Origin of the sequence: Arthrobacter sp. NtRootA1, assembly GCF_019976975.1 — a bacterium.
Taxonomy (GTDB): domain Bacteria; phylum Actinomycetota; class Actinomycetes; order Actinomycetales; family Micrococcaceae; genus Arthrobacter; species Arthrobacter aromaticivorans.
The window spans coordinates 261,032-283,857 of the sequence record NZ_AP024630.1 but is presented as its reverse complement, the minus strand read 5'-3'; the positions used below and the strand labels follow the sequence as shown (position 1 = coordinate 283,857).

The following is a 22,826-nucleotide window of genomic DNA, read 5'->3' as shown; positions in this document are numbered from 1 at the left end:
ATCGGCGGTACGATGCCCGATTACTTAGGCGTGCAATGGCGTATGGCCCACGGCAAGATCCAATGGGCGCCACCTGCGTCCTTCTGCTGCTGCGGATGTCTGGTGGTCCGACGAAGATCCGCGCCTTGCCCATTAGTTCGTCGTCCGCGAACAGGCCGACCTTTCCTCATTCCCGTCGACGCAAGAGAGGCCGACCAGTCGTAGCCTGGTCGGCCTCCGTTAAAGGGAGACAGTCGCGGTCCCCTTTATCCAGATAACTCCCATGAGCTTCAGGAAAACCGAGCATCAATGCCTGAGGCTCCATCGAGTCGGACATGTTCCCAAGGCGCGCTCCGAGTTGAACAACGACGCAGAGCGCACCAAAACGGAGTGCCTAAAAACTAGTCTTCGGTACGCCTAACTTTCGGCTATCCTCAAAAGAGAATTCCGCGATGATGAGGATGAACCAATGACCGCCCCCAGCCTGCTAAGACGACCTGCACCGGCGAAAGTCTGGTCGCGGCTACTCCTGCTTGGCCCTGCTTTCGTGGCGGCGATCGCCTACGTCGATCCCGGCAATGTGGCCGCAAACCTGACGGCCGGAGCCAACTACGGATATTTGCTGGTGTGGGTGCTGGTTGCAGCCAACGCCATGGCAGTCCTTGTGCAGTACCAATCAGCGAAGCTCGGCCTGGCAACCGGCCTGAGCCTTCCGGAGATTCTCGGCAAGCGGCTTGGCACCAAGCGTCGGCGCCTTTACTGGGCGCAGGCCGAGATCGTTGCCGGCGCCACGGACATGGCCGAGGTGATTGGCGGTGCTGTTGCGCTCAATCTCTTGTTCGGGCTACCGCTGCTGGCCGGTGGTCTCATCGTGGGTGTCGCATCGATGATGCTGTTGGCGTTGCAGTCCCAGCGGGGCCAACGCTCCTTTGAGTACGCGATCCTGGTGTTGCTGGGAATCATTGCCGTCGGGTTTGTGTCCGGCTTGTTCGTCAACCCTCCGGACGCGGGAAGTGCACTGGGCGGCTTGCTGCCACGCTTTGAGGGCACGGATACGGTCCTGTTGGCAGCCAGCATGCTTGGTGCCACCGTGATGCCGCATGCGATTTACCTGCACTCGGCCTTGGCGCGGGACCGCCACGGCTTTTCTGAAGACCCGGCTGTACGGACGCGACTGATCCGCGCAACCCGCGTTGATGTTGTGGGCGCTCTTTTGCTGGCCGGCGTGGTGAACATTTCAATGCTCCTGCTGGCTGCCACCAGCCTCCGGGGAATTGAGGGAACGGATACGATTGCCGGCGCCCACGCGGCCGTGACGTCGGCACTTGGTCCGGCTATCGGCGTCGTCTTCGCAATTGGCTTGCTCGCCTCCGGCCTCGCGTCGACGTCGGTAGGCTGCTATGCGGGTGCGACCATCATGGGTGGCCTCTTGAAGGTGCGCATCCCGCTGCTGACCCGCCGCGTGATCACCCTCATTCCGGCATTGATCGTTCTGGGTGCCGGCGTTGAGCCCACCCTGGCGTTGGTGCTGAGCCAGGTCCTGCTGAGCTTTGGTATTCCCTTCGCGCTGATCCCGCTCATCAGGCTCACTGGTAAGCGCGAGGTCATGGGCATCCATACTGACAGCACGGCGTTGAAGATCGCGGGCTGGACGAGTGCCACCTTGATCGTGGGGCTGAACATAGTGCTCATTACGTTGACTGTTAGCGGCAATTCCTAAGGCACTAATCCGCCCCCTACCTCGCAGAAAGCTCCCTGGCCAAGTCATCAAGGAAGCGCCTCACCGTTTCACGCTCCTCAGGAGTCAGGCGGGCGGCGGCCAGAAAACGCCTGGCTTGCTGGCGCCCTACGGTCCGCATGGCCGTCTCGTGGGTTTCAGGGGTGATCGCGATCGCAAGGGCCCTCCTGTCCGTGGGGTGCGCTTGTCTTTCGATGTGCCCCGCGCGTTCCAGCCGGTCGAGAAGTTTGGTGGTGGACGCCGTCGAAATGCCCAGGTGCGCAGCAATGGCCCCGGGGGTGGCAATGACTCCGCTATTCGCGCTAACGATCAGATAGTGGAGGGCCCGCATGTCCGAGTGGTTGAGCTTCATGAATTTCAGCGATGTTTCAGAGAGCCACTGTTCGGAATCACGCAACCTTTCAAGCGAGGCCATCAGTTGACTGATCTGTTGGACGTCTTTCCGGGATAGGCCCTCACGGTCTACGAGCTCGTGCTGGGGGTCGTTCACGTCCATGTCATACATGCCAGGGGAAACGGAGGCTTCGATTTCATCCGGGCTGTTCATTCTGAGTATGTTACACCTAACTGCATACATGGTAACCTTCTAGCTAGCTTGTCTAGCAATATCTGAATGGATCTTCACGTTCCATGGGCCAGAGGAAGGCAAAGAATGAACGCGACAGAAATGGTCGTCCTTCTCGACGACGCCGGTAGGCCCATCGGCGAAACCCCCAAAGAAGCAGTCCACACCCAAGAGACGCCACTGCATCTTGCCTTTTCCTGCTACCTGCTCAATGACCTTGGCGAACTCCTCCTCACACGCCGCTCCCCTGAGAAGAAGACGTGGCCAGGTGTGTGGACCAACAGCTTTTGCGGCCATCCGGCTCCCGGCGAGGACGCCGAGGATGCTGTTCTCCGTCGCGCGCATTATGAACTGGGAGTGGACGTGCGGCGAGTCGAGCTGGTCCTCCCTGACTTCCGTTATCGCGCCGTCGACCCTTCGGGAATCGTCGAGAATGAGCTTTGCCCTGTCTACGTGGCCCGGGTGCTGGGATCGCTCAGGCCAAATCCACTCGAAGTGTCTGACTACGCATGGATGTCGCCAGGACTCCTTGCAGAAGCCCTGGAGAGGACTCCTGACGCGTTCAGCCCATGGCTGGCACTGCAATTTCCCCAGCTCGTCGAAGCTCAAGCGCTGGGCCTCGGAGCACGAGCATGACTCTCACGTCCAGTGCCACGCGCGTCAAGACTGATCGCCGTAGGACCGATCTCTGCTCCGCCATCGAGGACGAATTGGGTGGAATCATGTCCGGGAGAGCCCTTGCAGCGGCCCCGTACGGTCCCGGTTTTGCCCGGCTTTGGGCGCTTGCCGGTGAGAACGTGCTCGGCGGGAAATTTGTTCGTCCGCTACTCCTCATGGAAATGTACGACGCCCTGCAAGAGCCCGGCATGCGCACGGACCGTCATCATTCAAACCGGCAGACCGCCATCAGCATCGCGGCCGCCGTCGAGCTCCTTCACTACGCCTTCCTCCTGCATGATGACGTGATCGACGGCGACCTTGTCCGCCGCGGCAGGCCAAACCTGATCGGGTCCCTCCTGACGGAAGCCGGACTCCCCCGCGCCGGTAGCCAGCCCGGGCAACAGGCAATACTGCATTGGGCCCGCACAGGCGGGATCCTGATGGGCGATATGTTGTTGGCCGCCACCCATCAGGCGTTCGCAAGGGCGGACCTACCCCACCCGCTGCGTCTCCGGCTCCTCGATCTCCTGGAACACACGATTAACGAGACAGTGGCCGGAGAGCAACTCGACGTGGGGCTGGGCGACGGCGTCATCGCCCCCGAACTTGAGACAATCCTCATGATGTGCGGATACAAGACCGCCACCTATACCTTCGAACTTCCGCTTCGCGCGGCCGCCGCCCTGGCCGGTGCTGAACCTTCCACGGAATCGGTCCTCGCCACGGCGGGCCGACATCTTGGGCTGGCTTTCCAACTCCAGGACGACTTCTTGTCCACGTTCGGGGATCCCCGCCAGCACGGCAAGGATCCCTTTTCCGATCTGCGTGAAGGCAAACAAACGGCCATCATCGCGTATGCGCGGATGACCAGCGCGTGGCCAGCGATTGAGCCCTGGTTCGGTAGGTCCGAACTCAGCGGCCTGCAGGCGGAGCACGTACGCCGACAGCTTAGCGACTGCGGGGCCGAGGCCTTCGTCCAAGGCTTGATCCGGGAGCAACTGGCAGACTTCCACGAAATCCTACGGAGTCACGCAGCAAACATTCCGGAAACCGCACGCAACGTCCTGATTGATCTCGCCGCGCAACTGGAAGGACGCCAATCATGAGCATCGATATTTATACGTCCTTCACGCATTTCACGCGGACGGCCGAACGCGCCGCAAACCAGGTCATTGCCGCCTATTCCACCTCCTTCGGGCTCGCAACCCGGATCCTCGGACCCCGCCACCGCCAGCACGTGCGCAACATTTACGCTTTGGTGCGCGTGGCCGATGAACTCGTTGACGGTGTCACTGCCGAAGCCGGCCTGAGCCATCAACAGCAAAACGAGGCCTTGGACCACTTCATCGACGAAACCCATCGCGCGCTCCGGATCGGATACAGCAGCGATCTCATCATCCACGCCTTCGCCCAGACGGCACGGGTGGCAGGGATAGATGAATCCCTGATCGACCCATTTTTCGCCTCAATGCGCACGGACCTCGGCGAGCGCACGGGAACGCGCGCCGTTCCTCTCCGCTTTGATGCCGAGGCTCATCAAGGGTACGTGTACGGTTCGGCCGAGGTAGTTGGACTGATGTGCCTTCGCGTCTTCATGCGCGGGGAGAACGTCGACGACGGCGATGCCGCGGCTTTGCGGTATGGCGCCAGCAGGTTGGGCGCTGCTTTCCAAAACATCAACTTCCTGCGCGACCTCTCCGATGACACGGCCCGGCTGGGCCGCAATTACCTGGGTATGGCAGACCACCTCGAGGACCGGGATCGTTTGGAATGGGTGAAGACGATCCGTGCCCAGTTGGGCGATGCCAACTCGGTCATTCCCCTCCTTCCGCGCGACGCCCGGGCCGCAGTCAGAAGTGCGCTGGCGTTGTTCGCCGCCCTGACGCGCCGCATAGAAAAAACCAACATTGACCAGCTCTACCGTTCCCGTGTGCGCGTCCCTGACGCTTTCAAGGCAGGGCTCGCCGCCCGGGCAGTCGCAGCAACCTGGCTGGAGCACCGCTGATGATGCGGCCGCGAATCACCCGGACAGTCGTGATCGGTGGTGGCATCGCTGGGCTTGCCACCGCCGCCCTCCTGGCGAAGGAAGGGCATGAGGTGCAACTTCTGGAGCGGCTCGAGCACGTGGGAGGCCGGGCCGGAACGTTGGAGCGGAACGGTTTTCGCTTCGACACGGGACCGTCGTGGTACTTGATGCCTGGCGTCTTTGAGCACTTTTTTGAACTGCTGGGAACCAGCACCGCGGAACAGCTCGATCTCCGCACACTCAATCCCGCCTACCGCGTTTTCAGTGAACCAAACCACGACGGCGGGCGGCCGGATCCCCTCACAGTCCCGCTGGGCAGTGAACAAGTCATGCGGACGTTCGAGCGGGTTGAACCTGGGAGCGCACGGCGCCTTGCAGCCTACCTGGCTTCGGCAAAGCACACCTCGGACATGGCTGAACGCTTCTTCCTCTACAACCCCTTCACCCAGCTGCAATCGCTACTGCAGCCCGAGATCCTGCGTGGTTTGCCGGAGCTGGCCCGCCTCCTGATCACTCCGCTGGAGAAGTTTGTCTCCCAGCGTTTTCACCACCCTGTGCTGCGTCAGGTCCTGGGCTACCCGGCCGTCTTCCTGGGCACCAGTCCGGCTGAGGCGCCCGCCATGTACCACTTGATGAGCGCATTGGATCTTGGCGATGGCGTCCAGTACCCCATGGGTGGCTTCACACACCTCGTGGAGCGCCTCGAAGCGTTGGCACGTGAAGCCGGTGTACGCATCCAGACCGGAGCCGAGGTCGTCCAGATCACCACCCGCGAAGCAGCCCGGGCTGGAGGCAAGGGGCATCTGGGCGGTTTGGACCGCCGTCGTCGATTGCCTGGGACCATCAAACGCGAGGTGACCGGCGTCCGGTGGCGGGAGAAGCAGGGCAGTGAGCATTTCAGCGTTGCGGACATCGTGGTTTCCGGTGCGGATTTGCACCATACAGAAACCGCCCTGTTGGCCGCTGAGGACCAGAGTTATCCGGCCACATGGTGGCGGCGCCGAACCAGCGGTCCCGGTGCTGTACTGGTGATGCTCGGCGTGAAGGGGCGGTTGCCTGAACTCCCGCACCATTCGTTGTTCTTCACCAGGGACTGGCAGGCAAACTTCGAGTCGATCTTCGGCAATCAGCCCAGTATCCCGGACCCCGCTTCCATCTATGTTTGCAAACCCAGTGCCACAGACCCAGGCGTTGCCCCACGGGAGCACGAGAACCTCTTTGTGTTGATTCCCATACCCGCGGACCCGGGAATCGGATCAGGCGGGCCGGACGGTGCAGGCGACTCCCTCATCGAGAGGACTGCCGACGCCGCCATCGACCAGATCTCGGAATGGGCCAACATTCCCGATCTCCGTGAACGCATCGTGGTCCGGCAGACTATTGGACCCGGAGATTTCTCCCGCGACTACAACTCCTGGCGTGGGGGCATGCTCGGCCCGGCGCACACCCTTGGACAGAGCGCGATGTTCCGTGCCCAGAATGCTTCCAAGCGCGTGGCGGGGCTGTTCTATGCCGGTGCCACCACCGCACCAGGCGTAGGCGTGCCCATGTGCCTCATCAGTGCGGAACTGGTGCTGAAAAGGATTCGCGGCGACCACAGCGCCGGGCCCACCGTTATCGACCCCAGCCACCTGAAACGTACCGCCAGCAGGATGCGCTGATGGGCATCGTCTATCTGGCCGCGCTGCTGACCGGCACTGTGTGCATGCTGATGCTGGATCACCGATTCCGGTTGTTCTTCTGGCGCGACGCCAGAGCGGCGGCGATCGTGACCGGCGTCGGGATTCTGTCCCTACTGGGCTGGGACCTGGCCGGTATCGGTCTGGGAATCTTCCTGCGTGGAGAGGGTGCAATCGCAACCGGGGTGATGCTCGGACCGCAATTGCCCCTTGAAGAGCCTGTCTTCCTGCTCTTCCTGGTGCTGTGCACGATGGTGCTTTACACAGGAGCGCGGCGGATTCTTGGCCGCAGTTCCAGGCTGCCGCATGAGAGCGCCCGGCGACCCGAGGATCGGCGACTGGAGGGTCGGCCACCCGACGATCAGCGACTTGAGAAGAAGAACGTATGACGTACTTGTGGCTCTCACTAGTATTCGTTGCGCTAGCGGCCGTGGTGGGCGTGGCTTGCGTCCGGAAGGGCGCCAGTTCCAGCGAAGCCAGGCAGCACTGGAAGGCGGCCGGCCTTGCCTTCGGGGCTCTGGCGGTGCTGACTGCCACGTTCGACTCCGTGATGATCGGGATGGAACTCTTCCACTACGACGCCTCACACATTCTGGGCCTGAAGATCGGGCTCGCACCCGTCGAGGACTTCGCCTACCCCTTGGCGGGCGTGCTGGTTCTTCCCGGGCTCTGGGTTTGGTTGACGCGGGGGCGGAAGCCAGTACAGCGCAGGTACCTCAAAGGCCTCATTCCCCAAGCCCTACTCGCGTCACGCCCCATTAGTTGGATCAACACGGCATATCCGTTCGCTGCGGCGATGTTTCTGACCACCCGAGAGGTCGACTGGGTGTTGGTGGTCGGCACGCTGTATTTCCTCATCCCCTACAACCTGGCGATGTACGGCATCAACGATGTGTTCGACTACGCCTCGGACCTGCAGAACCCGCGAAAAGGCGGCATTGAAGGCGCCCTGCTTCAACCGAGGCTGCACCGGCCAATGCTGTGGCTCGCCGCCATCACCAATGTGCCATTCCTTGTTGTGCTGGCGCTTGCGGGTAGCCCTGCTGCATGGCTGAGCATCGCCGTGAGCGCCTTCGCCGTGGTCGCCTATTCCGTGGCGGGACTGCGTTTCAAGGAACGCCCTGTCCTGGACTCGCTGACGTCCAGTACGCACTTCGTAAGCCCCGCCGTCGTAGCTTTGACGTTGGCGGGCGCCGAGATGACGCCGGGACTGCTGATCCTGCTGGCCGCATTCTTCTTGTGGGGCATGGCGGCGCATGCCTTTGGAGCCGTCCAGGACATCGAACCGGACCGGCAGGCAAATATCGCGTCCATAGCGACAGTCTTCGGTGCCCGGCGAACGGTGCGGCTCGCCGTCGTGCTCTGGCTTGTTGCGGGTCTCGCCATGCTGGCCACGCCGTGGCCCGGGCCGCTCGCAGCAGCTATCGCCGTCCCGTATATCGCCAATTGCGCTCCCTGGTGGAACGTCACGGATACGACGGCGGGACGCACCAACACTGCATGGCGACGTTTCATCTGGCTCAACTACGGATCGGGATTCCTGGTCACGCTGATACTGATCCTGCAATGGAACCTGACGTCATGAAGCGGTAGATCCCGGGTCCTGTGGTTGTTCATCGGTTGGGTCGTCGTCGATCGTGTCCACGGCCTCGCGCATGTGCTCAAGAAAGTCCATGACCACCCGCGCTTCTTCCGGACTCAGCGCGCTTGCAACGTCCAGAATCCGGCGATGCATGCCACCCAGCGTGTGCCGGACTTCCTGGTCCGAACCTGCAGTAGGCCGCAGGATCAAGGCCCGACGATCCGAAGGATGCGCTTCCCGCCGGATGTGTCCGGACTCCACCAAACGATCGATCAGCGTGGTCATTGACGCTGACGTTATGCCCAAGCGGTCGCCCAGGTCCTTGGGTTTCATCACCTTGCCCGCAGCTTCAGCTTCGAAAAGGTACCGCAAGGCCAAGAGGTCCTTTTCACCCATGCCCATGGCCGACCGGGTGCGTCGACGCATGGCCTGTTCCGAGACACGATAATCCCGGAGGGCATTGAGGACGTCAACAGCAAGGGCTTTCTGTCCGGGGTCCTTGCCGTACCAATAGCCCTTAGCGTGGCCGATTGCGTCCATCCCATGATCCTTCGATAAGCGTGAAGCTTGCTTCCCTAGCATCTGATCCTAATTCACGGTGCTGGGTGAACACAGGGAGGGATGATTTGGATGGTTTTCCACATAGGCGCTTGGGCCCGTCCCTAACGCAGATGGCTGCTGGAAGAGTATGGGTATGGAGCCAGACCGAGAGGGCCAAGCAGCTAAGGCGGCTTCCGCTGTGCCTGGTTCTGTACCTGTGGCTACTGGCTCTCGGGGCTCTGATGTCGCGGATTTGCTTGCGACGCTGGGCTCCTTCCAGGTCGGCGCAGCTAGCAATGAGCTGATCGATCAGATGCGTGGCCTGGAAGACGTGAAGTCAGCGATCGCGGCTTTGCAGGCGCGAACGTCGGTCGCGTTCGACCTTGCCCAACGCCGCGAACAAGCCGCCACTGGCGTCCCCTCCGCTGAGCAGGGTCAGGGTGTGGGTGCGCAGATCGCCCTTGCACGGCGTGAATCGCCCAACAAGGGCTCCCGGCTCCTCGGACTGGCCAAGGCCTTGGTCTCGGAAATGCCCCGCACCATGACCGCCCTGGAAACCGGGCAACTGAACGAATGGCGGGCCACCCTGCTGGTGAAGGAAACAGCCTGCCTCTCCGTCGAAGACCGGGCAGCCGTTGACGAAGAACTCGCCCCGGATACCGGAACGTTCGACGGCGCCGGGGACAAAACCATCATCGCCGTCGCACGGGCCGCAGCCTACCGGCGTGACCCACGCTCCGTCACCCAACGCGCAGAGGACGCCGCATCCGAACGGCACGTCAGCCTCCGGCCCGCCCCGGACACCATGACCATCCTTACCGCGCTGCTCCCCGCCGCCCAAGGCGTCGCCGCCTACGCCGCGCTCAGCCGCCATGCCGGCTCCGCCCGCTCCGGCGGGGACACCCGGACCCGGGCACAGGTCATGGCCGACACCCTCGTCGAACGCCTCACCGGCACCCCAAGCGGCATCAGCGGCATCAATGTCCAACTGGTCATGACCGACCGCGCGCTCTTTCAAAGCGACAGCGAACCAGCACGGCTCCAAGGCTACGGAATCGTCCCCGCAGGATGGGCAAGAAACCTCGTCACCGGAGGGCAGGCCGCTGGGAGCCCGGAGTCCAAGGAAAGTAAGGATTTCAAAGTCTTGCTCCGCCGGCTCTACACCTCACCTGCCAGCGGTGAACTGCTGGCCATGGACTCCAAAGCCAGGCTCTTTCCACCTGGGATGCGCCGCTTCATCCAAACCCGCGACGACACTTGCCGCACACCCTACTGTGACGCGCCCATCCGCCACATCGACCACATCGTCCCCTGGCATAATGGCGGCGCCACCAACCTGGGCAACGGCGCTGGACTCTGCGAAGCCTGCAACCACACCAAAGAAAACCCCGGCTGGACCGCCAAAACAATCCCCGGTGGGCGGCATCAACTGGAAATCAACACCCCCACCGGACACAAATACCAGTCCAAAGCCCCACCCCTCGGATCCCGATACTAGGAGGATTACCCCCGTTCGAGGACTAGGCCGACATCATGTGACCGTTGCAGATCACGTAATGATTGACATGACATAACTCACATTCTGTAAGCTGGATTGAAAGTCACGCAGCCGGCTTCCCTCGTTCTATTTCGGGAGGTCCGCATGGCCCCCAATTCCCTTAAATCCGAGATCCTCCTCGCACATGGAGTCGCGTCTTCCGCGGCTACTGTCGCTCGAAGAAGAGCAGCAGGACACCATGTCGCACCCAACAAACCCGATGCCCTCCTCGGGGCGATAGCCGTACGGCAACTGTTTCACCGGTGGCCTTTGGTTCCATCCCGCGAGCTTGAACGCATCCGCCACGTCCTCATCCATTGCGATCAGCTGGGCTCGGCTGATACCCATCATTTGTCCGAGCCAGCCCAAGCCCTTCTGGAGCTCATCAACACCGAGTTGGATCGGCGTCGTTCATCGGACAATTCGCACGCGGCCGACGCAATGCAGCGGGGTGCCGCTTAATGGCGGGGCATTTCGAAGTCGTTGACGCCACTGACGGTGACTGCAGGGTACGCCTGGTCGATGATGACGGGATCGAACTCGCGCTCACCGTCACTTATAGGGACAAAGGCGCAGCAGCCAAGGCTATTTACACGCTGAGGGAAATCGCAGCGAGTGGCCTCGTTGAGGACCACACGTCTTCGTTTTCCTCCCCCAACTGAGGCGCATTAGCGGTTGTTCCCACGGCGGGGAACAACCGCTAATGCTGCGACCAGCCCAAAGAGCCGTGCCGGTCTATGCCCGAACGATCGGCAGTCCTGCGGTCGGGAAGACGCTGGGAAAGATCGACGGCGGCGGGACGGGTACCGTGTCCAGCGGCACCGTGATGGTGTCCGCGCTGACGGTGACGTCGTGATCCCGAACCCGAATCAGCAGCGGCTCATCGCTGTAACCGGAACCGGAAACGAGCGCGAGCGCGATGGATCCCTGAACGAGTTCCACAGACAGCAAACGGCCACGGACCTTGAGCCTGAAGGAGAGGCCTTCCCACTCCACGGGCAGCCGCGGATCGAAGCGCAGTACCTCGCCCTGATCACGCATTCCGGCGAAACCGCAGACCAACGAGCTCCAAATTCCGCCGGTGGAGGCGATGTGGACGCCATCGATCGTGTTGCCATGTGAGTTGTCCAAGTCAATGAACAACGCTTCGGTGAAGTGCTTCAGCGCGACGTCGCCATACCCAACTTCGGCAGCCATGATGCCCTGCACGCAGGCGGAGAGGGTGGAGTCGCCGGTGGTGATGGGGTCATAGAAGTCGAAGGCGCGCTGCTTTTCCTCGGCTGAGAAGTCTTGCCACTGGAGGAACATGGCCAGCACTGTATCGGCCTGCTTAAGGACCTGGTGCCGGTAGATCACCAAGGGGTGGAAGTTCAGCAGGAGGGGGTACTTGGACTTGGGCGTATTCCAATCCCACGGCTCCAAGGTCATAAAGTCGTTGTCCTGGCTGAAGACCTCCAGGTGGGGATCGTAGGGCAGGGACATGCGCTCGGCAGCTTGGCGCCACACCAAACGTTCCGTGTCAGCGATGCCTTCGTGTTCCAAGGCAGCCGCGGCACGGAGGTTAAACCGCGCCATAACGTTGGTGTAGAGGTTGTCGTTGACAACGGCGGTGTATTCATCCGGCCCGGTGACGCCGTGAATGTGGAAGAGGCCATCCTTTCCGAAGAAGCCCAGGGAGACCCACATGCGTGCCGTCTCAATCAGCAGGTCGGCACCGATGTCGGCGCGGAAGCTGGCGTCGCCGCTGGCCCACTCGTACCGGTTGGCGGCAAAAGCGATGGCCGCTGCGATGTGGAATTGGGCTGTTCCGGCCGCGTAGTAGGCACTCGCTTCCAGCCCGTTGATGGTGCGCCATGGGAACAGAGCTCCGTCCACGCTGAGTTCCTTGGCGCGGACACGCGCGTCCGGAAGCATGGCGTGCCGTGATTCGAGCACCTTCCGGGCACCGTCAGGATTGGTGTACGTCAGGTAAGGAAGCAGGTAGACCTCTTGGTCCCAGAAGTAGTGGCCTTCATACCCGGAGCCACTGACGCCCTTCGCAGGAATGCCGGCGACCCCGGCGCGGGCTGTTGCCTGCGCAAGCTGGAAGAGGGCCCACCGCACGGCTTGCTGGAGTTCGGGCTGGCCGCCGATGGCCACATCCGCGGTGGTCCAGTACTGGCTGTAGTGGGCCTGGCTCTGCGCGAGGATCTCGGAGAACGGCACCAGGTTGGCCTCGGCGTCCGCCGCCAGGCTCTCGCCGCCGTCGTCGTCGTCCGCCAGTGTGCGCCCGGCCACAACGTAGCTGACGGTTTTCTCCAGACGGAACGCTTCGCCGCTGTTGATGGCCAGGACGTAGCGAACGGATGATTCGTCCTCTGCGACGACAGTCTCGAAGGGCTGGCCTTCCGCGGAGATCCAGTGATCCACGGCCATGGCGATGCGCTGGCGGGATTCCGAGGTCTCCCACGCCAGGCGCAATGAGCCATCGGCGCCCTGGAGGTGCAGCGGCAACAGGACACGGCCGGCGTGCCGGCCGGATCGCCTGGGGTCATGGACCGAGTGGTCCTCCACAGGCTGGTCCTGGCGGTTTACGACGCCGGAAACGATGTCCGCCGACACGTCGCGGTCAGCGCTCACGGACAGTTCCAGGCCAAGACATCCGCGCGAATCGAACCCGACGGCGCGCCGCTCCAACGTGGTGACGGTAGCGCCAGAGCGGCAAGCCCACGTGGTGGTTTCCTCATAGACGCCTGTGGAGAAGTCCACACTTCGGTGGTAGTCCAGCACCGTGGATTCGGCCAGACTCAGGGGCTCGCCATCGATTGATACCGTGAAATTATTGGCGTCCGGGACGTACACAATCCGCTGGCCGGTACGGGCAAAACCGTATGCGTTCTCGGCGTGCTTGATGTCCCAGATCTCGTGGAATCCGTTGATGAACGTTCCGGGAAGCTCGCCGTCGCCCCGCGTGGAATGGGCCCCACGGACGCCAAGGTGGCCGTTGCCAAGGGCGAACAGCGTTTCCAGGGTTCCCTCGTCCCCGGGGACGTGGATACTTTCCACGAGCTTCCAAGGCTCGCAGGGAAAGCGCAGCCGATCAGAGCTGATGAGTGCCATGGGCTAAAGAGGTCCTTCGAAAAGTAGGGTCAGAGAAGATCGTTGAGGTCATCGACCACAAGGGTGGCGCCGGCGTCGAGCAGTGTTTGGCGGCCGGCGCCGCGGTCCACGCCGATGACGGCCTGGAAGTTGCCGGCGCTGCCCGCCTGGACGCCGGAAACGGCGTCTTCCACCACGATGCATTCCTGTGTGGGGACGTCCAGCAGGGAAGCTGCGTAGGTGAACGTGGCCGGATCCGGCTTGCCCGGAAGTCCGACGGCGGCGGCTACCTGACCATCGACGACCACCGTGAAGTGGTGGTCAAGTCCGGCTGCCTTCAGTACGGCGGGGGCGTTCCGTGACGAGGACACGACGGCGACCTTGAGTCCCAACTCGAGCGCGGCGTTGATGAACTTTACCGAGCCTGGGAAAGGCTCTACGCCGCGCGTGTCCACGATCTCGTTGAAGATTGCGTTCTTGCGGTTTCCCAGGCCCTGCACGGTTTCATTCGTGGTGGCGTCATCCAGCGGCCCTTCCGGCAGCGTGATGCCGCGCGAGGTCAGGAAGTCCCGGACGCCGTCGAAGCGTGGCTTGCCGTCGATGTGATCGAAGTAGTCGCTTTCCTGGTATCCCTGCGGGTGGCCTGCCTCGGCAAGGTAGCCATCGAAGAGTTCCTGCCATGCTTGCTCGTGCACCACGGCAGTGGGCGTCAGCACGCCGTCGAGGTCGAACAAGAGCGCCGAAGCGCCAGTCCAGGCATTACGAAGATCAGTCATGTGCATAGTTCCGTTCAGCGCTTGTGGCGCGTGGTTTTGCGTTCGATGAGCTTGGTATCGAGCAAGTGATTGGAGGATTGGTTGGGGGGATCTGTATTCAGGAGTCGTTCACACAGCAGGTTCGCGGCGAAGGCACCTTGGTCGGCAACGGGTTGTGCCACGGTGCTGAGCCCAAGAAACCAGCTCATGGGATGGTCATCGATTCCGATCACGGACACATTTTTGGGGACGGAGAGGCCATGCTCACGCAACGCCATCAGCGCTCCGAACGCTGCTTCGTCGCAATGGGCGAACACCGCCGTGGGCCGTGCCCCGCGGGTGATGAGTTCGGTCATTGCCCGGCGGCCGTCGTCGATGCTTGGCCCAGCAGCCACCACAAGGTCCGGGTGGACGGTGAGGTGGTGTTCATCCAGTGCACGCCTGAAGCCGCGGAACCGCGGGGTCTCAGTCACAACGGAGTGTTCATTGCTCGAGAGAACGGCCAAGTCCCAATGGCCCAGTCCCAGCAGGTGTTGGGTGGCCTGCCAAGCTGCGTGCTCGTCATCGATACCAACATTGTCCCACGGAACATTCCGCATGCCCACGCTGGCAACTGCCAGCCCGGAAGCCTCCAAAGCTTCCACTTCCTGCGGGTCGAGGTCAACGTTGAGCAGCAGCAACCCGTCCACCCTTTGCGCCAGCCGCTCAACGTCGCCGAAGACTTGCTTACGGACGCTGGCCTTGTTGCGAAGGCTGATCAGGACGGTGTCGTAGCCGCTGTCGCCGAAGACCTCCTCTGCCGCTTCCACGGCCTGCGCAAAGAACCACGCTGTGGCGGTGGGGGCGACGATGGCCACGGAACCCGTGCTGCCACCGGCCAGTCTTGATGCTGCTGCCGAGGCTTTGTAGCCCAGCTTGTTTGCGGCTTCCGCCACTTGCCGTTGGGCCTTTTCGGAAACGTTGGGGAGATTCCTCAGAGCCCTGGACACCGTACAAATGGACAATCCGGAGAGGACTGCAACGTCCTGGATTGTCACTCTGTGAGTCCTAACCATGCAACACGGCCTCAACCCTTTCCATACTCGAAGACACGTTATGAGAACGGCGCGGCACGCATGGGAAAGTCCTGTTGGGGCGGGCCGCAAGCCAAAAGTGTAAGCGCTTACAATTTTGTCATTCAATAGTGTGTGGCCGAATGCGAATTTGTGACGCGAATCTCACGGAAAGGTTGATTCTGGCGGACCGATGCCGTCTAATCCAGAGGCCTGCTTCAGGGCCCTACGGCCCGCTTAGCACGTAGTACCGGAGGAACGCACTGACATCCACCAGCTCCGCAGGCTCAATCCTGTGCCCCATCCCCGGGTAGGTACGCGCCGTCAGGGCTACATTCGCGTGCAACCACTCTTCGGTGTGGGCGATGGCGTCTTCGTTGATCACGGGGTCTGCCTTGTCACGGCCCCAAAAGAACGGCGGAGGTGAATCAAAGGATTCACTCAGTGCCAAGAGGTCGTTGTCCAGGACGAAACCAGACAAGCCCACCGTTGCCTTGAAAGCGTGGGGCCTCAGCCGCAGCAGCGTGCTGGCCATAGCCATTCCCTGCGAGTAGCCGAGCAGGCTGACGCTGCTGTGGTTCTCTTTCACGGTGTTGATCCAGTTGAAAACTGAGTTGGTGGAAGTGATGACATCGGCGAAGTCGATTGTCAGGAAGTAGTCCAGGAGGAACCAACCGTAGTGGTCGCCAATTTCCTTCGGGCCGCGAAGGGCCGCGCAGGTGAATTCCGCGGGAAGTGCTGGAAACAGATCCACCATGCGCTGCTCGCTGGTGCCGTAGCCATGCATCATCACCAGCAACGGCGTGCCCCCACGCTGGTTTTCGGGCTTCGACCAGACGACTGAATCCATGGGACGAGCCTAGTAGACTGGCCCCATGACACCGCAGGAACTGGCCAACCTGGCCCATCTGCGGCGCGCCCGCGATTTCATCGATCGGGAGTACGCGCGGCCTTTGGATGTGCCCACCATGGCGGCCGGGGCTCTCATGTCTCCAGCGCATTTCTCCCGCCAGTTCAAGGCCGCATACGGTGAATCGCCTTACAACTACCTCATGACCCGGCGCATCGAACGGGCCATGGCCCTGCTGCGGGCCGGAACCAGCGTTACCGACGCTTGCATGGAGGTGGGCTGTACCTCCTTGGGCTCCTTCAGTTCACGCTTCACTGAGATCGTCGGCGTGACGCCCAGCGAATATCGCTCAGGCGAGCACCATGCGGTGAAGGCGATGCCCACCTGCATCGCGAAGCAGCAAACGCGCCCTGAAAGAAACGGCACTAAGAACCTGAGCAGGATTGAAGAAGCGCCCGCCTCGCAGCTGCAATAGCGTGTGAGACATGAACATTTCATTGAAGTACGCACACGTTACTGTCAACGATGTCGATGAGTCGCTCGCCTTCTACCGCGACGCACTCGGCTTGGAAGTCCGGAACGACGTCGGCTCGGACGGCCAGCGCTGGGTTACCCTCGGCAGCGATGCCCAGCCGGACCTCGAACTCGTTCTGTCCCCTCCGCACGCCGGCCGCTCGCAGGCTGACGGCGACGCCATCCAGGAGCTGCTCACCAAGGGCGTCATGCCCATGCTCGTCTTCAACACGGACGATCTCGACGCCACGTTTGAAAAGCTGCGCGCGTCGGGCGCCGAAGTGCTCCAGGAGCCGATTGTTCAGCCGTGGGGTCCCCGCGACTGCGCCTTCCGCGATCCGTCCGGGAACATGATCCGCATCAATCAGGGCTAACACCCAAGTATCGGTACGACGACGGCAGGTGACTGGCGCACTTACCGGCCTGCCGCCGTCGTGCTTTCCACGGAATGTGAGTACCTCAGCCACCAATTAGTGGCTCAACAGGCCTGCGCTTGAGCGTTCGCCGTACTCATGGGTCGAGGCGATGGCAGCAGAAACGACATCGGAGAGCCTAAGCCGCCGGCTGTAAGCCTGACGTTGGAGACGTTCACCCGTGCCACGACGCAGGATCTTCGCCACGCCGGACCGTGCGAGTGCCAGGTCCCCGGACTTAGTCAGCGCCCCGCGAACGTGCCTCAACAAGGCCCCCGCCACATCCGCAGCAGGATATGGCCGGTGGTCCATTGGGTGAATCAGTTGATCGTTGATGCCAAAGCGGCTGGACCGCCAGTTGGCCATGCGCAACAGGCTCGTCAACGCGTCCGACGGCGGCTCCCCCTGCCGCCATTGTGTCGCCGCAGTCTCCACCAAAGCCCGGGCAATCACGGCGATGGTGAGTGCGTCTTCGGCGTACAGGCAGACGTCGGCGATGCGGAGTTCAACGGTGGGATGGCCTCTGGAAAGGCGGGCATCGAAGTAAATCATGCCCTCGTCCAAGGGGACGCCAGTGCCTAGAAGATGCCCCAGCACCTCACGATAGCCCTCCGCCGAGCCGAAGACATCCATAGGCCCGGCCGTGGGCCACCTGTTCCAAATTTGGGTCCGGTAACTGGCAAAGCCTGTGTCGGAGCCCATCCAAAATGGAGAATTGGCACTTAAGGCAAGGAGCACAGGCAGCCATTGGCGCATCCTGTCCAGGACGCCCGCGCCTTCATCCGGCGATTCGATGGCCACGTGCACGTGGAATCCGCACGTGAGCTGCTCGCGCGAGATAAGGCCAAACTCGGTTCCCATGGTTGCATAGCGTTGATTGCCCAGGGTGGGCGTCGCGTGGAATTCCGGGGGCGTGGCCAAGGCTGCCACCCTGGCTCCCAAGGTCCGCGCAGCCGAGTCGGCCAATGCCCGTCCAAGGCGGATCTCGTCGCGAAGCTCCGCTGCCGTCCGGCAAGGCCGGGAATTCACCTCAATCTGTTCCTGTTTGAACTCGGACTTGAGGGAATCCCCGGCTTCCGGATAACTTGCCGTGTTCATGTGGGGTTGGGCAGCCAGGTCCAGAATGCCGGCCGCAAGCGGAAGCGGCATCCCGTCAACAGGATCTGCGATCAGCAACTCTTCTTCGACGCCAAACGTGCGCATAGCTACCCTCCCCCGCAGTAATGAAATTAGAGGCCGTGGTTACCCCACGTGGCGCGGAACCTCCATCTGGAAACCGCAGCGGCAATGAAGCACCTGCGTTTGCAGGTAGACCTCGAACAGGCTCGGGCCGCCCAAGTCGTCGGTGCTCCGGGGTGGCTCGATGATGCTCTCCGAGGGGCGTCCCAACGTCATGGGCTCGCCACAGTGCGTGCAGCTGAACCACAGTCCGGCTGCGGACGTAGACAGGAATTCGGTTTGGATCTCCGGTACTAGTTCAGCAAGGGGCACGGGGTGGGCGTAAAACGTATCGCACTCACTGCAGGTGTAGCTGACTTCAACGATTTCGGACTGGTTCGGCTCTGCTTCTACAACGGTCTCAACGAAAATGTACGAGTCAGTATCGCAAACTGTGCACCAAGGCCGTGTGGCGGTGTCAAAAGTTGCGGGTTTCGCCCCAACCATGGGTTTAGGGGCGGGAATAGGGGATCCAAGCGTCATTGCCATTCTCCTTTATGCACGTATCCACCGCGAGGTGGGTTCCGACAACATATTGAATCGCGTCGGGAGAAGCTGATTGCTCCTCGAGGAGGCCTGCATGGATGCACGCGGCGAGCCGGCCGATTGTGGCCACAGCTTGAGGTGCAGTTCTTGTACCATCTTGGATGGCTTCAGGTCATGAGTCTCCAAGGGCTATCTGCTTAACCCACCTATGAATGTAGTTCATTAGTGGCGGGCGTCACAAGTGCGCAAGGTCCGCCGCAGCCTCCTACGGCTCAAAGTGGGCCACCGGAGCTTGCTCCGCCACAGCCTTGATGAGCTGCTCAGCCACATCCCTAAGTTTTTGGTTGCGGCCATTGGAAGCCTTGGTAAGGATCTTGAAGGCCTCATCCTGGCTACAGCGGTTTTGGCCCATAATGATGCCGCAGGCCAAGTCAATCACTGTCCTCGACTGCATTGCCGTCTGGAGGTCGTCAGCATGCTGCTGCTTAACGCCAATCCTCACGGCCAGCCTCAGCGAACGCTCGGCCTGGCTGGCGTACAGCTCACAATTCCGGATTGTCTCTTCGTCGTAGACATGGGCCTTCGGGGCAAAGAAGTTCAGGGCTGCAGTTGCCCCCTCATCCAACTCCAGCGGGACGCAAAGGGCTGAAAGGTGCCCGCGTTCCGCGATGACGGTGCAGTACTCGGACCATCTTTCCTCGGTGGAAGTATCGGGTACATGCACTGTGGTATGGCTGCGCATGGCCTCCAGACACGGGCCATCACCGTAAGCTTGCTGAACTTCATCGATCAGCCTCGCTTCATGGGTACTTCCGGCCACAGTGGCAGAGCGGCGTCGCCTGCTCAAAGTGATGCCGCACAGGACGTCCAGGCCTACAGTTTCGGAAACGGAGGCCGCGGAGAAGACGGCAAGATCGTGCAGGAATCCCGCTACATCATCGCTGTCGATCACCAAGTCCTGAAGTTGTTCAGGCACCGAAACGTCGTCAGGCGATGGGGCAATATCCGGCGCCGTTGGGACATCGTCCGGCACCGCAAAATCAACGCGCATTTCGTCCATGATTCAGTTTACGATCGTCCGGAGCCAACTCGTCACCCCCTGAAGAACAAGCACCGAAAACCTTGCATCTGCGGTGCTCCTATGTGCACAATCTAGCTAGAGTCCGCATCGTCGGACAGGCTTTACAGCTCATGCAGACGGGCACCCCGCATTAACAATGCAGAGGTAAATCCCATGTCGGCCCAGCCCGAGTCCAGAGTTCCCGACGAAGCCCACCAACCAGACGAACCCCTATGGTGTACACGCTGCAATACCGACCAACATTTGGTGGTGGATTCGATCCAATCGCATTACCCTCCCACCCCGAACACGGTAGATGTGGCCTACGAATGCCACGCCTGCAACTACTCCTACGACCAGACCGCCACGGTACAAAGGGTGGCCGTCGTCCTGAACCGCCCCGGGGTTTCCCAGGGAATACTGCAGTTCGGGGGCCAGTACTTGCACTGCGGGGAACCCATGAGGACCAGTAGCTGCGAGCTACGGCGGATCCAGGCCCCGCTTGTCCTGAAGCCTGGGGGCCAACTACGCATGTACGAGGTCATCATCAATACCCGCATCCTCCGCTGCCCGTGCGGCTTCCGCATGGAAATCCCGGACTAGATGCGGTAATCACGCGCCATCAGCAACGAAGCAAGTTTTAACAGAGGTAGAGGAACAGGAAGGGAAAACATGCAGACCGATTCAAAGAAGGACGAGTCTCCAGTTACCGGGACTGATCACAGGCCGGTTAGAAAGCACAAGCTTCCGGATCCGCCGGACCCAGACAATCTTCCGATCGATTACCCCGCCTCCGGGTGGGATATCAACAGGTACTCCCCGAGTGTCGCGCGCGAGCTTCATCGGCGTGCCACCCACCTACGGGGCGTTTGACCTTGAGTGACTTCCCGCCGGACCCTTCACATCCCGATCCCACCAGGGAACCGGGACCCACACCGGAGCCCGTTCCCCTTCCGGAACCAGGGCCTCCCCCGGTCCCAGACCCAACGCCGGGGCCAACCGTGCCGTCACCCCCGGCGCCGCCGGGTCCTGGACAACCGCCTCTTTAGGAGGTTTCCCCCCATAGACCGGATCCCGGCAAATCCCCCAGTCAGGATCCGATGCAAGGGCATGTCGCACTACAGGGAGTGCGGCATGCCCTTTGGCGCGCCCCGAAGGCACCCGCGAGCCGAGCATCCCACCACATGCAATCTTTGTTTATGTTGATTTCTATTGACTTACCAACACAAACAAAGATAGAGTCAAGCAATTCCACATCGTTGTGACAGCAGTCACTGATGCGGCTGCACTAACAAATGGCTTTACCGCAATGGAGGGTAAGTGTTCGCTGAAGAGCGCCAACAACTGATCTCCGCACTCGTCGCCGAGCGCGGACGGGTGAGCGTCACCGACCTCGCCGACCGTTTCAGCATCACCACGGAGACCATCCGCCGTGATCTCGCAGCTCTCGAAGTTTCGGGGAGCCTGCGCCGCGTTCATGGTGGGGCCGTCCCTTCGGACCGCTTGAGCACCCGCGAGGAAAGCATCCTTGAGCGCGCCATCCAGCGCCAATCCGAGAAACACCGCATCGCAACTGCCGCACTCGCCCTGATTCCGGAACTCACCACGGGGAGCATCCTGCTGGACGCCGGCTCCACAACGGAAACCCTGGCAGACCTGCTCGCCCAGCGCACACCCGCAGCCAACGGCAACGAAGAGCTCGTGGTCATCACCCACGCCATTCCCATCGCGGGCAAACTCTCCTCCACAGCCGGCATCGCCCTCCAAATCCTGGGCGGCCGCGTCCGCGGTCTGACCCAGGCCGCGGTGGGACAGTCCACGGTGGAGGCCGCCTTCAAGCTTCGTCCGGACATCGCCTTCGTCGGCGCAAACGGCATCCACCCCACCTTCGGGCTAAGCACGCCCGATCCTGAAGAAGCCGCGGTAAAAGCCGCTTTCGTCAAGTCAGCCCGCCGCGTTGTGGCATTGGCCGATTCTTCCAAGCTGGACGCCGAGACATTGGTCCAGTTCGCCACCCTGAAGGATGTTGACACTTTGATTACAGACAGTGAACCCTCCGCTGAACTCAGCGCAGCCTTGGCCGACGCCGGCGTTGACGTGGTGATCGCATGATCGTCACACTGACGGCCAATCCAAGCCTGGACCGCACAGTCGAACTTCCGGCACCTCTCGCCCGCGGCGAGGTACAGCGCGCTGTCGCCGTCCACCAGGAGTCGGGCGGAAAAGGCGTCAACGTTTCCCGCGCCCTGGTGGCCTCGGGCCTGGAAACACTAGCCGTCCTTCCGGGCGCTGACTCGGATCCGGTACTTTCCGGACTGCACGACGCCGGTGTGCCGTTCGCTGCCCTACCCATCGGTCAGGCGCTACGCAGCAACGTCACCCTCACCGAACCGGATGGCGTCACGACCAAGATCAACGAACCCGGCCCGGAGTTGAGCGACGAACAGCAGGAAGCCCTGATCGGGCTGTTGCTGGAGCGCTCCCGTGGCGCCAGCTGGGTGGTTCTCGCCGGTTCGCTCCCACCAGGAGTGCCTGCGGATTTCTACGCCACAATCGCTCGTCGCCTCCGGTCGAACACTGATGGGTCGGCCATCCCCGGCATCGCCATCGACTCTTCCGGGGCTCCGCTTGCGGCAGCTTTGAAAGGCGATGCTGCAGGAAAACCCGATCTCCTCAAGCCCAACGCGGAAGAGCTCGCAGAGCTCGCTGCCGCTGCCGGTTTCACCATCGTCTCAACCGCTGACGAACTGGAAGCAGACCCGGCAAGAGCCGCCCAAGCTGCTGCCGCCGTCGTCGAAAGCGGTGTGGGCGCCGTTCTGGCAACACTCGGATCCAAGGGCGCAATCCTGGTGACGGCTGATGGGGCGTGGCTTGCCACGCATCCTCCCATCCAGGCCGTCAGCACGGTGGGTGCCGGGGATTCTGCACTGGCCGGCTACTTGCTGGCTGCTATCCAAGGCGGTTCCGCCCAGGACTGCCTTCGTCAGGCCGTGGCACATGGTGCCGCTGCTGCTTCGCTGCCGGGCTCCACTGTCCCTGCAGTCCACCAGACAACCCCCAACGCCGTAACCATCACGGCCCTCCAGAAGGACTAA

24 protein-coding genes are annotated in these 22,826 nt (G+C 61.8%); 15 read left to right on the top strand and 9 right to left on the bottom strand.

Going from position 1 to position 22,826, the window contains the following annotated elements:
• Positions 1-448: 448 nt before the first annotated feature.
• Positions 449-1,699, top strand: coding sequence for an Nramp family divalent metal transporter (locus LDN90_RS01385; protein WP_223947629.1), 1,251 nt, complete (start codon positions 449-451; stop codon positions 1,697-1,699).
• A 16-nt stretch (positions 1,700-1,715) separates the two neighbouring features.
• Here LDN90_RS01385 and LDN90_RS01380 read toward each other — a convergent pair whose 3' ends face one another.
• Positions 1,716-2,264: a MarR family transcriptional regulator gene (locus LDN90_RS01380; protein ID WP_223947628.1), complete on the bottom strand. Its 549-nt coding sequence runs from the start codon at positions 2,262-2,264 to the stop codon at positions 1,716-1,718.
• Positions 2,265-2,369: 105 nt separating this feature from the next.
• On the opposite strand from LDN90_RS01380, the gene idi reads away from it, so the two are divergent.
• The 6 genes from idi to LDN90_RS01350 are packed head-to-tail and all read left to right on the top strand — an operon-like array spanning position 2,370 to position 8,232.
• The gene (gene idi / locus LDN90_RS01375) at positions 2,370-2,918 is read left to right on the top strand and encodes an isopentenyl-diphosphate Delta-isomerase (protein ID WP_216922476.1); all 549 of its coding nucleotides are present in this window, start codon (positions 2,370-2,372) and stop codon (positions 2,916-2,918) included.
• Positions 2,915-4,048 (top strand): polyprenyl synthetase family protein, encoded by a 1,134-nt coding sequence (locus LDN90_RS01370; RefSeq protein WP_223947627.1) that lies wholly within the window; start codon positions 2,915-2,917, stop codon positions 4,046-4,048. Before idi ends, LDN90_RS01370 begins: the two co-directional genes overlap by 4 nt.
• Complete coding sequence (locus LDN90_RS01365; RefSeq protein WP_223947626.1) at positions 4,045-4,947, top strand: squalene/phytoene synthase family protein; 903 nt, start codon at positions 4,045-4,047, stop codon at positions 4,945-4,947. The genes LDN90_RS01370 and LDN90_RS01365 overlap by 4 nt, the downstream gene beginning before the upstream one ends.
• A gap of 14 nt (positions 4,948-4,961) precedes the next feature.
• Complete coding sequence (gene crtI, locus LDN90_RS01360) at positions 4,962-6,629, top strand: phytoene desaturase family protein (protein ID WP_223949214.1); 1,668 nt, start codon at positions 4,962-4,964, stop codon at positions 6,627-6,629.
• Positions 6,629-7,036, top strand: a complete 408-nt coding sequence (locus tag LDN90_RS01355) for a lycopene cyclase domain-containing protein (RefSeq protein WP_223947625.1) — start codon at positions 6,629-6,631, stop codon at positions 7,034-7,036. Before crtI ends, LDN90_RS01355 begins: the two co-directional genes overlap by 1 nt.
• Positions 7,033-8,232, top strand: a complete 1,200-nt coding sequence (locus tag LDN90_RS01350) for a prenyltransferase (protein ID WP_223947624.1) — start codon at positions 7,033-7,035, stop codon at positions 8,230-8,232. Before LDN90_RS01355 ends, LDN90_RS01350 begins: the two co-directional genes overlap by 4 nt.
• Here the strand turns inward: LDN90_RS01350 and LDN90_RS01345 are convergent.
• Positions 8,227-8,769 (bottom strand): MarR family transcriptional regulator, encoded by a 543-nt coding sequence (locus LDN90_RS01345; RefSeq protein WP_223947623.1) that lies wholly within the window; start codon positions 8,767-8,769, stop codon positions 8,227-8,229. The genes LDN90_RS01350 and LDN90_RS01345 overlap by 6 nt on opposite strands.
• Before the next feature lie 148 nt (positions 8,770-8,917).
• Between LDN90_RS01345 and LDN90_RS01340 the strand changes: the two genes are divergently transcribed.
• The 3 genes from LDN90_RS01340 to LDN90_RS01330 all read left to right on the top strand — a co-directional run bounded on the left by LDN90_RS01340 (position 8,918) and on the right by LDN90_RS01330 (position 10,968).
• Positions 8,918-10,267 (top strand): HNH endonuclease signature motif containing protein, encoded by a 1,350-nt coding sequence (locus LDN90_RS01340; RefSeq protein ID WP_223947622.1) that lies wholly within the window; start codon positions 8,918-8,920, stop codon positions 10,265-10,267.
• A gap of 144 nt (positions 10,268-10,411) precedes the next feature.
• Complete coding sequence (locus LDN90_RS01335; protein WP_223947621.1) at positions 10,412-10,768, top strand: hypothetical protein; 357 nt, start codon at positions 10,412-10,414, stop codon at positions 10,766-10,768.
• Positions 10,768-10,968, top strand: coding sequence for a hypothetical protein (locus tag LDN90_RS01330; RefSeq protein WP_223947620.1), 201 nt, complete (start codon positions 10,768-10,770; stop codon positions 10,966-10,968). The genes LDN90_RS01335 and LDN90_RS01330 overlap by 1 nt, the downstream gene beginning before the upstream one ends.
• A 73-nt stretch (positions 10,969-11,041) precedes the next feature.
• On the opposite strand, the gene LDN90_RS01325 is transcribed toward LDN90_RS01330, so the two are convergent.
• From LDN90_RS01325 to LDN90_RS01310, 4 genes are all read right to left on the bottom strand, one after another.
• Positions 11,042-13,405: a glycosyl hydrolase family 65 protein gene (locus LDN90_RS01325; RefSeq protein ID WP_223947619.1), complete on the bottom strand. Its 2,364-nt coding sequence runs from the start codon at positions 13,403-13,405 to the stop codon at positions 11,042-11,044.
• A 29-nt stretch (positions 13,406-13,434) separates the two neighbouring features.
• Positions 13,435-14,166, bottom strand: a complete 732-nt coding sequence (locus tag LDN90_RS01320; RefSeq protein WP_216922493.1) for a beta-phosphoglucomutase family hydrolase — start codon at positions 14,164-14,166, stop codon at positions 13,435-13,437.
• Positions 14,167-14,174: 8 nt separating this feature from the next.
• Positions 14,175-15,176, bottom strand: a complete 1,002-nt coding sequence (locus LDN90_RS01315; RefSeq protein ID WP_223947618.1) for a LacI family DNA-binding transcriptional regulator — start codon at positions 15,174-15,176, stop codon at positions 14,175-14,177.
• Between the two features lie 241 nt (positions 15,177-15,417).
• Positions 15,418-16,041, bottom strand: coding sequence for a phospholipase (locus tag LDN90_RS01310; RefSeq protein WP_223947617.1), 624 nt, complete (start codon positions 16,039-16,041; stop codon positions 15,418-15,420).
• A 25-nt stretch (positions 16,042-16,066) separates the two neighbouring features.
• On the opposite strand from LDN90_RS01310, the gene LDN90_RS01305 reads away from it, so the two are divergent.
• The gene (locus LDN90_RS01305) at positions 16,067-16,516 is read left to right on the top strand and encodes a helix-turn-helix transcriptional regulator (RefSeq protein ID WP_223947616.1); all 450 of its coding nucleotides are present in this window, start codon (positions 16,067-16,069) and stop codon (positions 16,514-16,516) included.
• Between the two features lie 10 nt (positions 16,517-16,526).
• Positions 16,527-16,928: a VOC family protein gene (locus tag LDN90_RS01300; protein ID WP_216922497.1), complete on the top strand. Its 402-nt coding sequence runs from the start codon at positions 16,527-16,529 to the stop codon at positions 16,926-16,928.
• A 96-nt stretch (positions 16,929-17,024) separates the two neighbouring features.
• On the opposite strand, the gene LDN90_RS01295 is transcribed toward LDN90_RS01300, so the two are convergent.
• The 3 genes from LDN90_RS01295 to LDN90_RS01285 all read right to left on the bottom strand — a co-directional run bounded on the left by LDN90_RS01295 (position 17,025) and on the right by LDN90_RS01285 (position 19,731).
• Entirely contained in the window at positions 17,025-18,170 is a 1,146-nt protein-coding gene (locus LDN90_RS01295) for a glutamate--cysteine ligase (RefSeq protein WP_223947615.1), read from the bottom strand.
• Between the two features lie 39 nt (positions 18,171-18,209).
• Positions 18,210-18,668, bottom strand: a complete 459-nt coding sequence (locus LDN90_RS01290; protein WP_216922500.1) for a hypothetical protein — start codon at positions 18,666-18,668, stop codon at positions 18,210-18,212.
• Between the two features lie 268 nt (positions 18,669-18,936).
• Entirely contained in the window at positions 18,937-19,731 is a 795-nt protein-coding gene (locus LDN90_RS01285; protein WP_216922502.1) for a GAF and ANTAR domain-containing protein, read from the bottom strand.
• 270 nt (positions 19,732-20,001) lie between these two features.
• On the opposite strand from LDN90_RS01285, the gene LDN90_RS01280 reads away from it, so the two are divergent.
• From LDN90_RS01280 to LDN90_RS01270, 3 genes are all read left to right on the top strand, one after another.
• Entirely contained in the window at positions 20,002-20,334 is a 333-nt protein-coding gene (locus LDN90_RS01280) for a hypothetical protein (RefSeq protein ID WP_223947614.1), read from the top strand.
• Between the two features lie 717 nt (positions 20,335-21,051).
• Positions 21,052-21,843 (top strand): DeoR/GlpR family DNA-binding transcription regulator, encoded by a 792-nt coding sequence (locus LDN90_RS01275; protein WP_216922506.1) that lies wholly within the window; start codon positions 21,052-21,054, stop codon positions 21,841-21,843.
• Positions 21,840-22,826, top strand: coding sequence for a hexose kinase (locus LDN90_RS01270; protein ID WP_223947613.1), 987 nt, complete (start codon positions 21,840-21,842; stop codon positions 22,824-22,826). Before LDN90_RS01275 ends, LDN90_RS01270 begins: the two co-directional genes overlap by 4 nt.

Excerpts from the sequence above, each read along its gene's own strand:
- LDN90_RS01385 (WP_223947629.1), top strand. The coding sequence starts at position 449 with ATGACCGCCCCCAGCCTGCTAAGACGACCTGCACCGGCGAAAGTCTGG.
- LDN90_RS01380 (WP_223947628.1), bottom strand. The coding sequence starts at position 2,264 with ATGAACAGCCCGGATGAAATCGAAGCCTCCGTTTCCCCTGGCATGTAT.
- idi (WP_216922476.1), top strand. The coding sequence starts at position 2,370 with ATGAACGCGACAGAAATGGTCGTCCTTCTCGACGACGCCGGTAGGCCC.
- LDN90_RS01370 (WP_223947627.1), top strand. The coding sequence starts at position 2,915 with ATGACTCTCACGTCCAGTGCCACGCGCGTCAAGACTGATCGCCGTAGG.
- LDN90_RS01365 (WP_223947626.1), top strand. The coding sequence starts at position 4,045 with ATGAGCATCGATATTTATACGTCCTTCACGCATTTCACGCGGACGGCC.
- LDN90_RS01355 (WP_223947625.1), top strand. The coding sequence starts at position 6,629 with ATGGGCATCGTCTATCTGGCCGCGCTGCTGACCGGCACTGTGTGCATG.
- LDN90_RS01350 (WP_223947624.1), top strand. The coding sequence starts at position 7,033 with ATGACGTACTTGTGGCTCTCACTAGTATTCGTTGCGCTAGCGGCCGTG.
- LDN90_RS01345 (WP_223947623.1), bottom strand. The coding sequence starts at position 8,769 with ATGGACGCAATCGGCCACGCTAAGGGCTATTGGTACGGCAAGGACCCC.
- LDN90_RS01340 (WP_223947622.1), top strand. The coding sequence starts at position 8,918 with ATGGGTATGGAGCCAGACCGAGAGGGCCAAGCAGCTAAGGCGGCTTCC.
- LDN90_RS01335 (WP_223947621.1), top strand. The coding sequence starts at position 10,412 with ATGGCCCCCAATTCCCTTAAATCCGAGATCCTCCTCGCACATGGAGTC.
- LDN90_RS01330 (WP_223947620.1), top strand. The coding sequence starts at position 10,768 with ATGGCGGGGCATTTCGAAGTCGTTGACGCCACTGACGGTGACTGCAGG.
- LDN90_RS01325 (WP_223947619.1), bottom strand. The coding sequence starts at position 13,405 with ATGGCACTCATCAGCTCTGATCGGCTGCGCTTTCCCTGCGAGCCTTGG.
- LDN90_RS01320 (WP_216922493.1), bottom strand. The coding sequence starts at position 14,166 with ATGCACATGACTGATCTTCGTAATGCCTGGACTGGCGCTTCGGCGCTC.
- LDN90_RS01310 (WP_223947617.1), bottom strand. The coding sequence starts at position 16,041 with ATGGATTCAGTCGTCTGGTCGAAGCCCGAAAACCAGCGTGGGGGCACG.
- LDN90_RS01305 (WP_223947616.1), top strand. The coding sequence starts at position 16,067 with ATGACACCGCAGGAACTGGCCAACCTGGCCCATCTGCGGCGCGCCCGC.
- LDN90_RS01300 (WP_216922497.1), top strand. The coding sequence starts at position 16,527 with ATGAACATTTCATTGAAGTACGCACACGTTACTGTCAACGATGTCGAT.
- LDN90_RS01295 (WP_223947615.1), bottom strand. The coding sequence starts at position 18,170 with ATGCGCACGTTTGGCGTCGAAGAAGAGTTGCTGATCGCAGATCCTGTT.
- LDN90_RS01290 (WP_216922500.1), bottom strand. The coding sequence starts at position 18,668 with ATGACGCTTGGATCCCCTATTCCCGCCCCTAAACCCATGGTTGGGGCG.
- LDN90_RS01285 (WP_216922502.1), bottom strand. The coding sequence starts at position 19,731 with ATGGACGAAATGCGCGTTGATTTTGCGGTGCCGGACGATGTCCCAACG.
- LDN90_RS01270 (WP_223947613.1), top strand. The coding sequence starts at position 21,840 with ATGATCGTCACACTGACGGCCAATCCAAGCCTGGACCGCACAGTCGAA.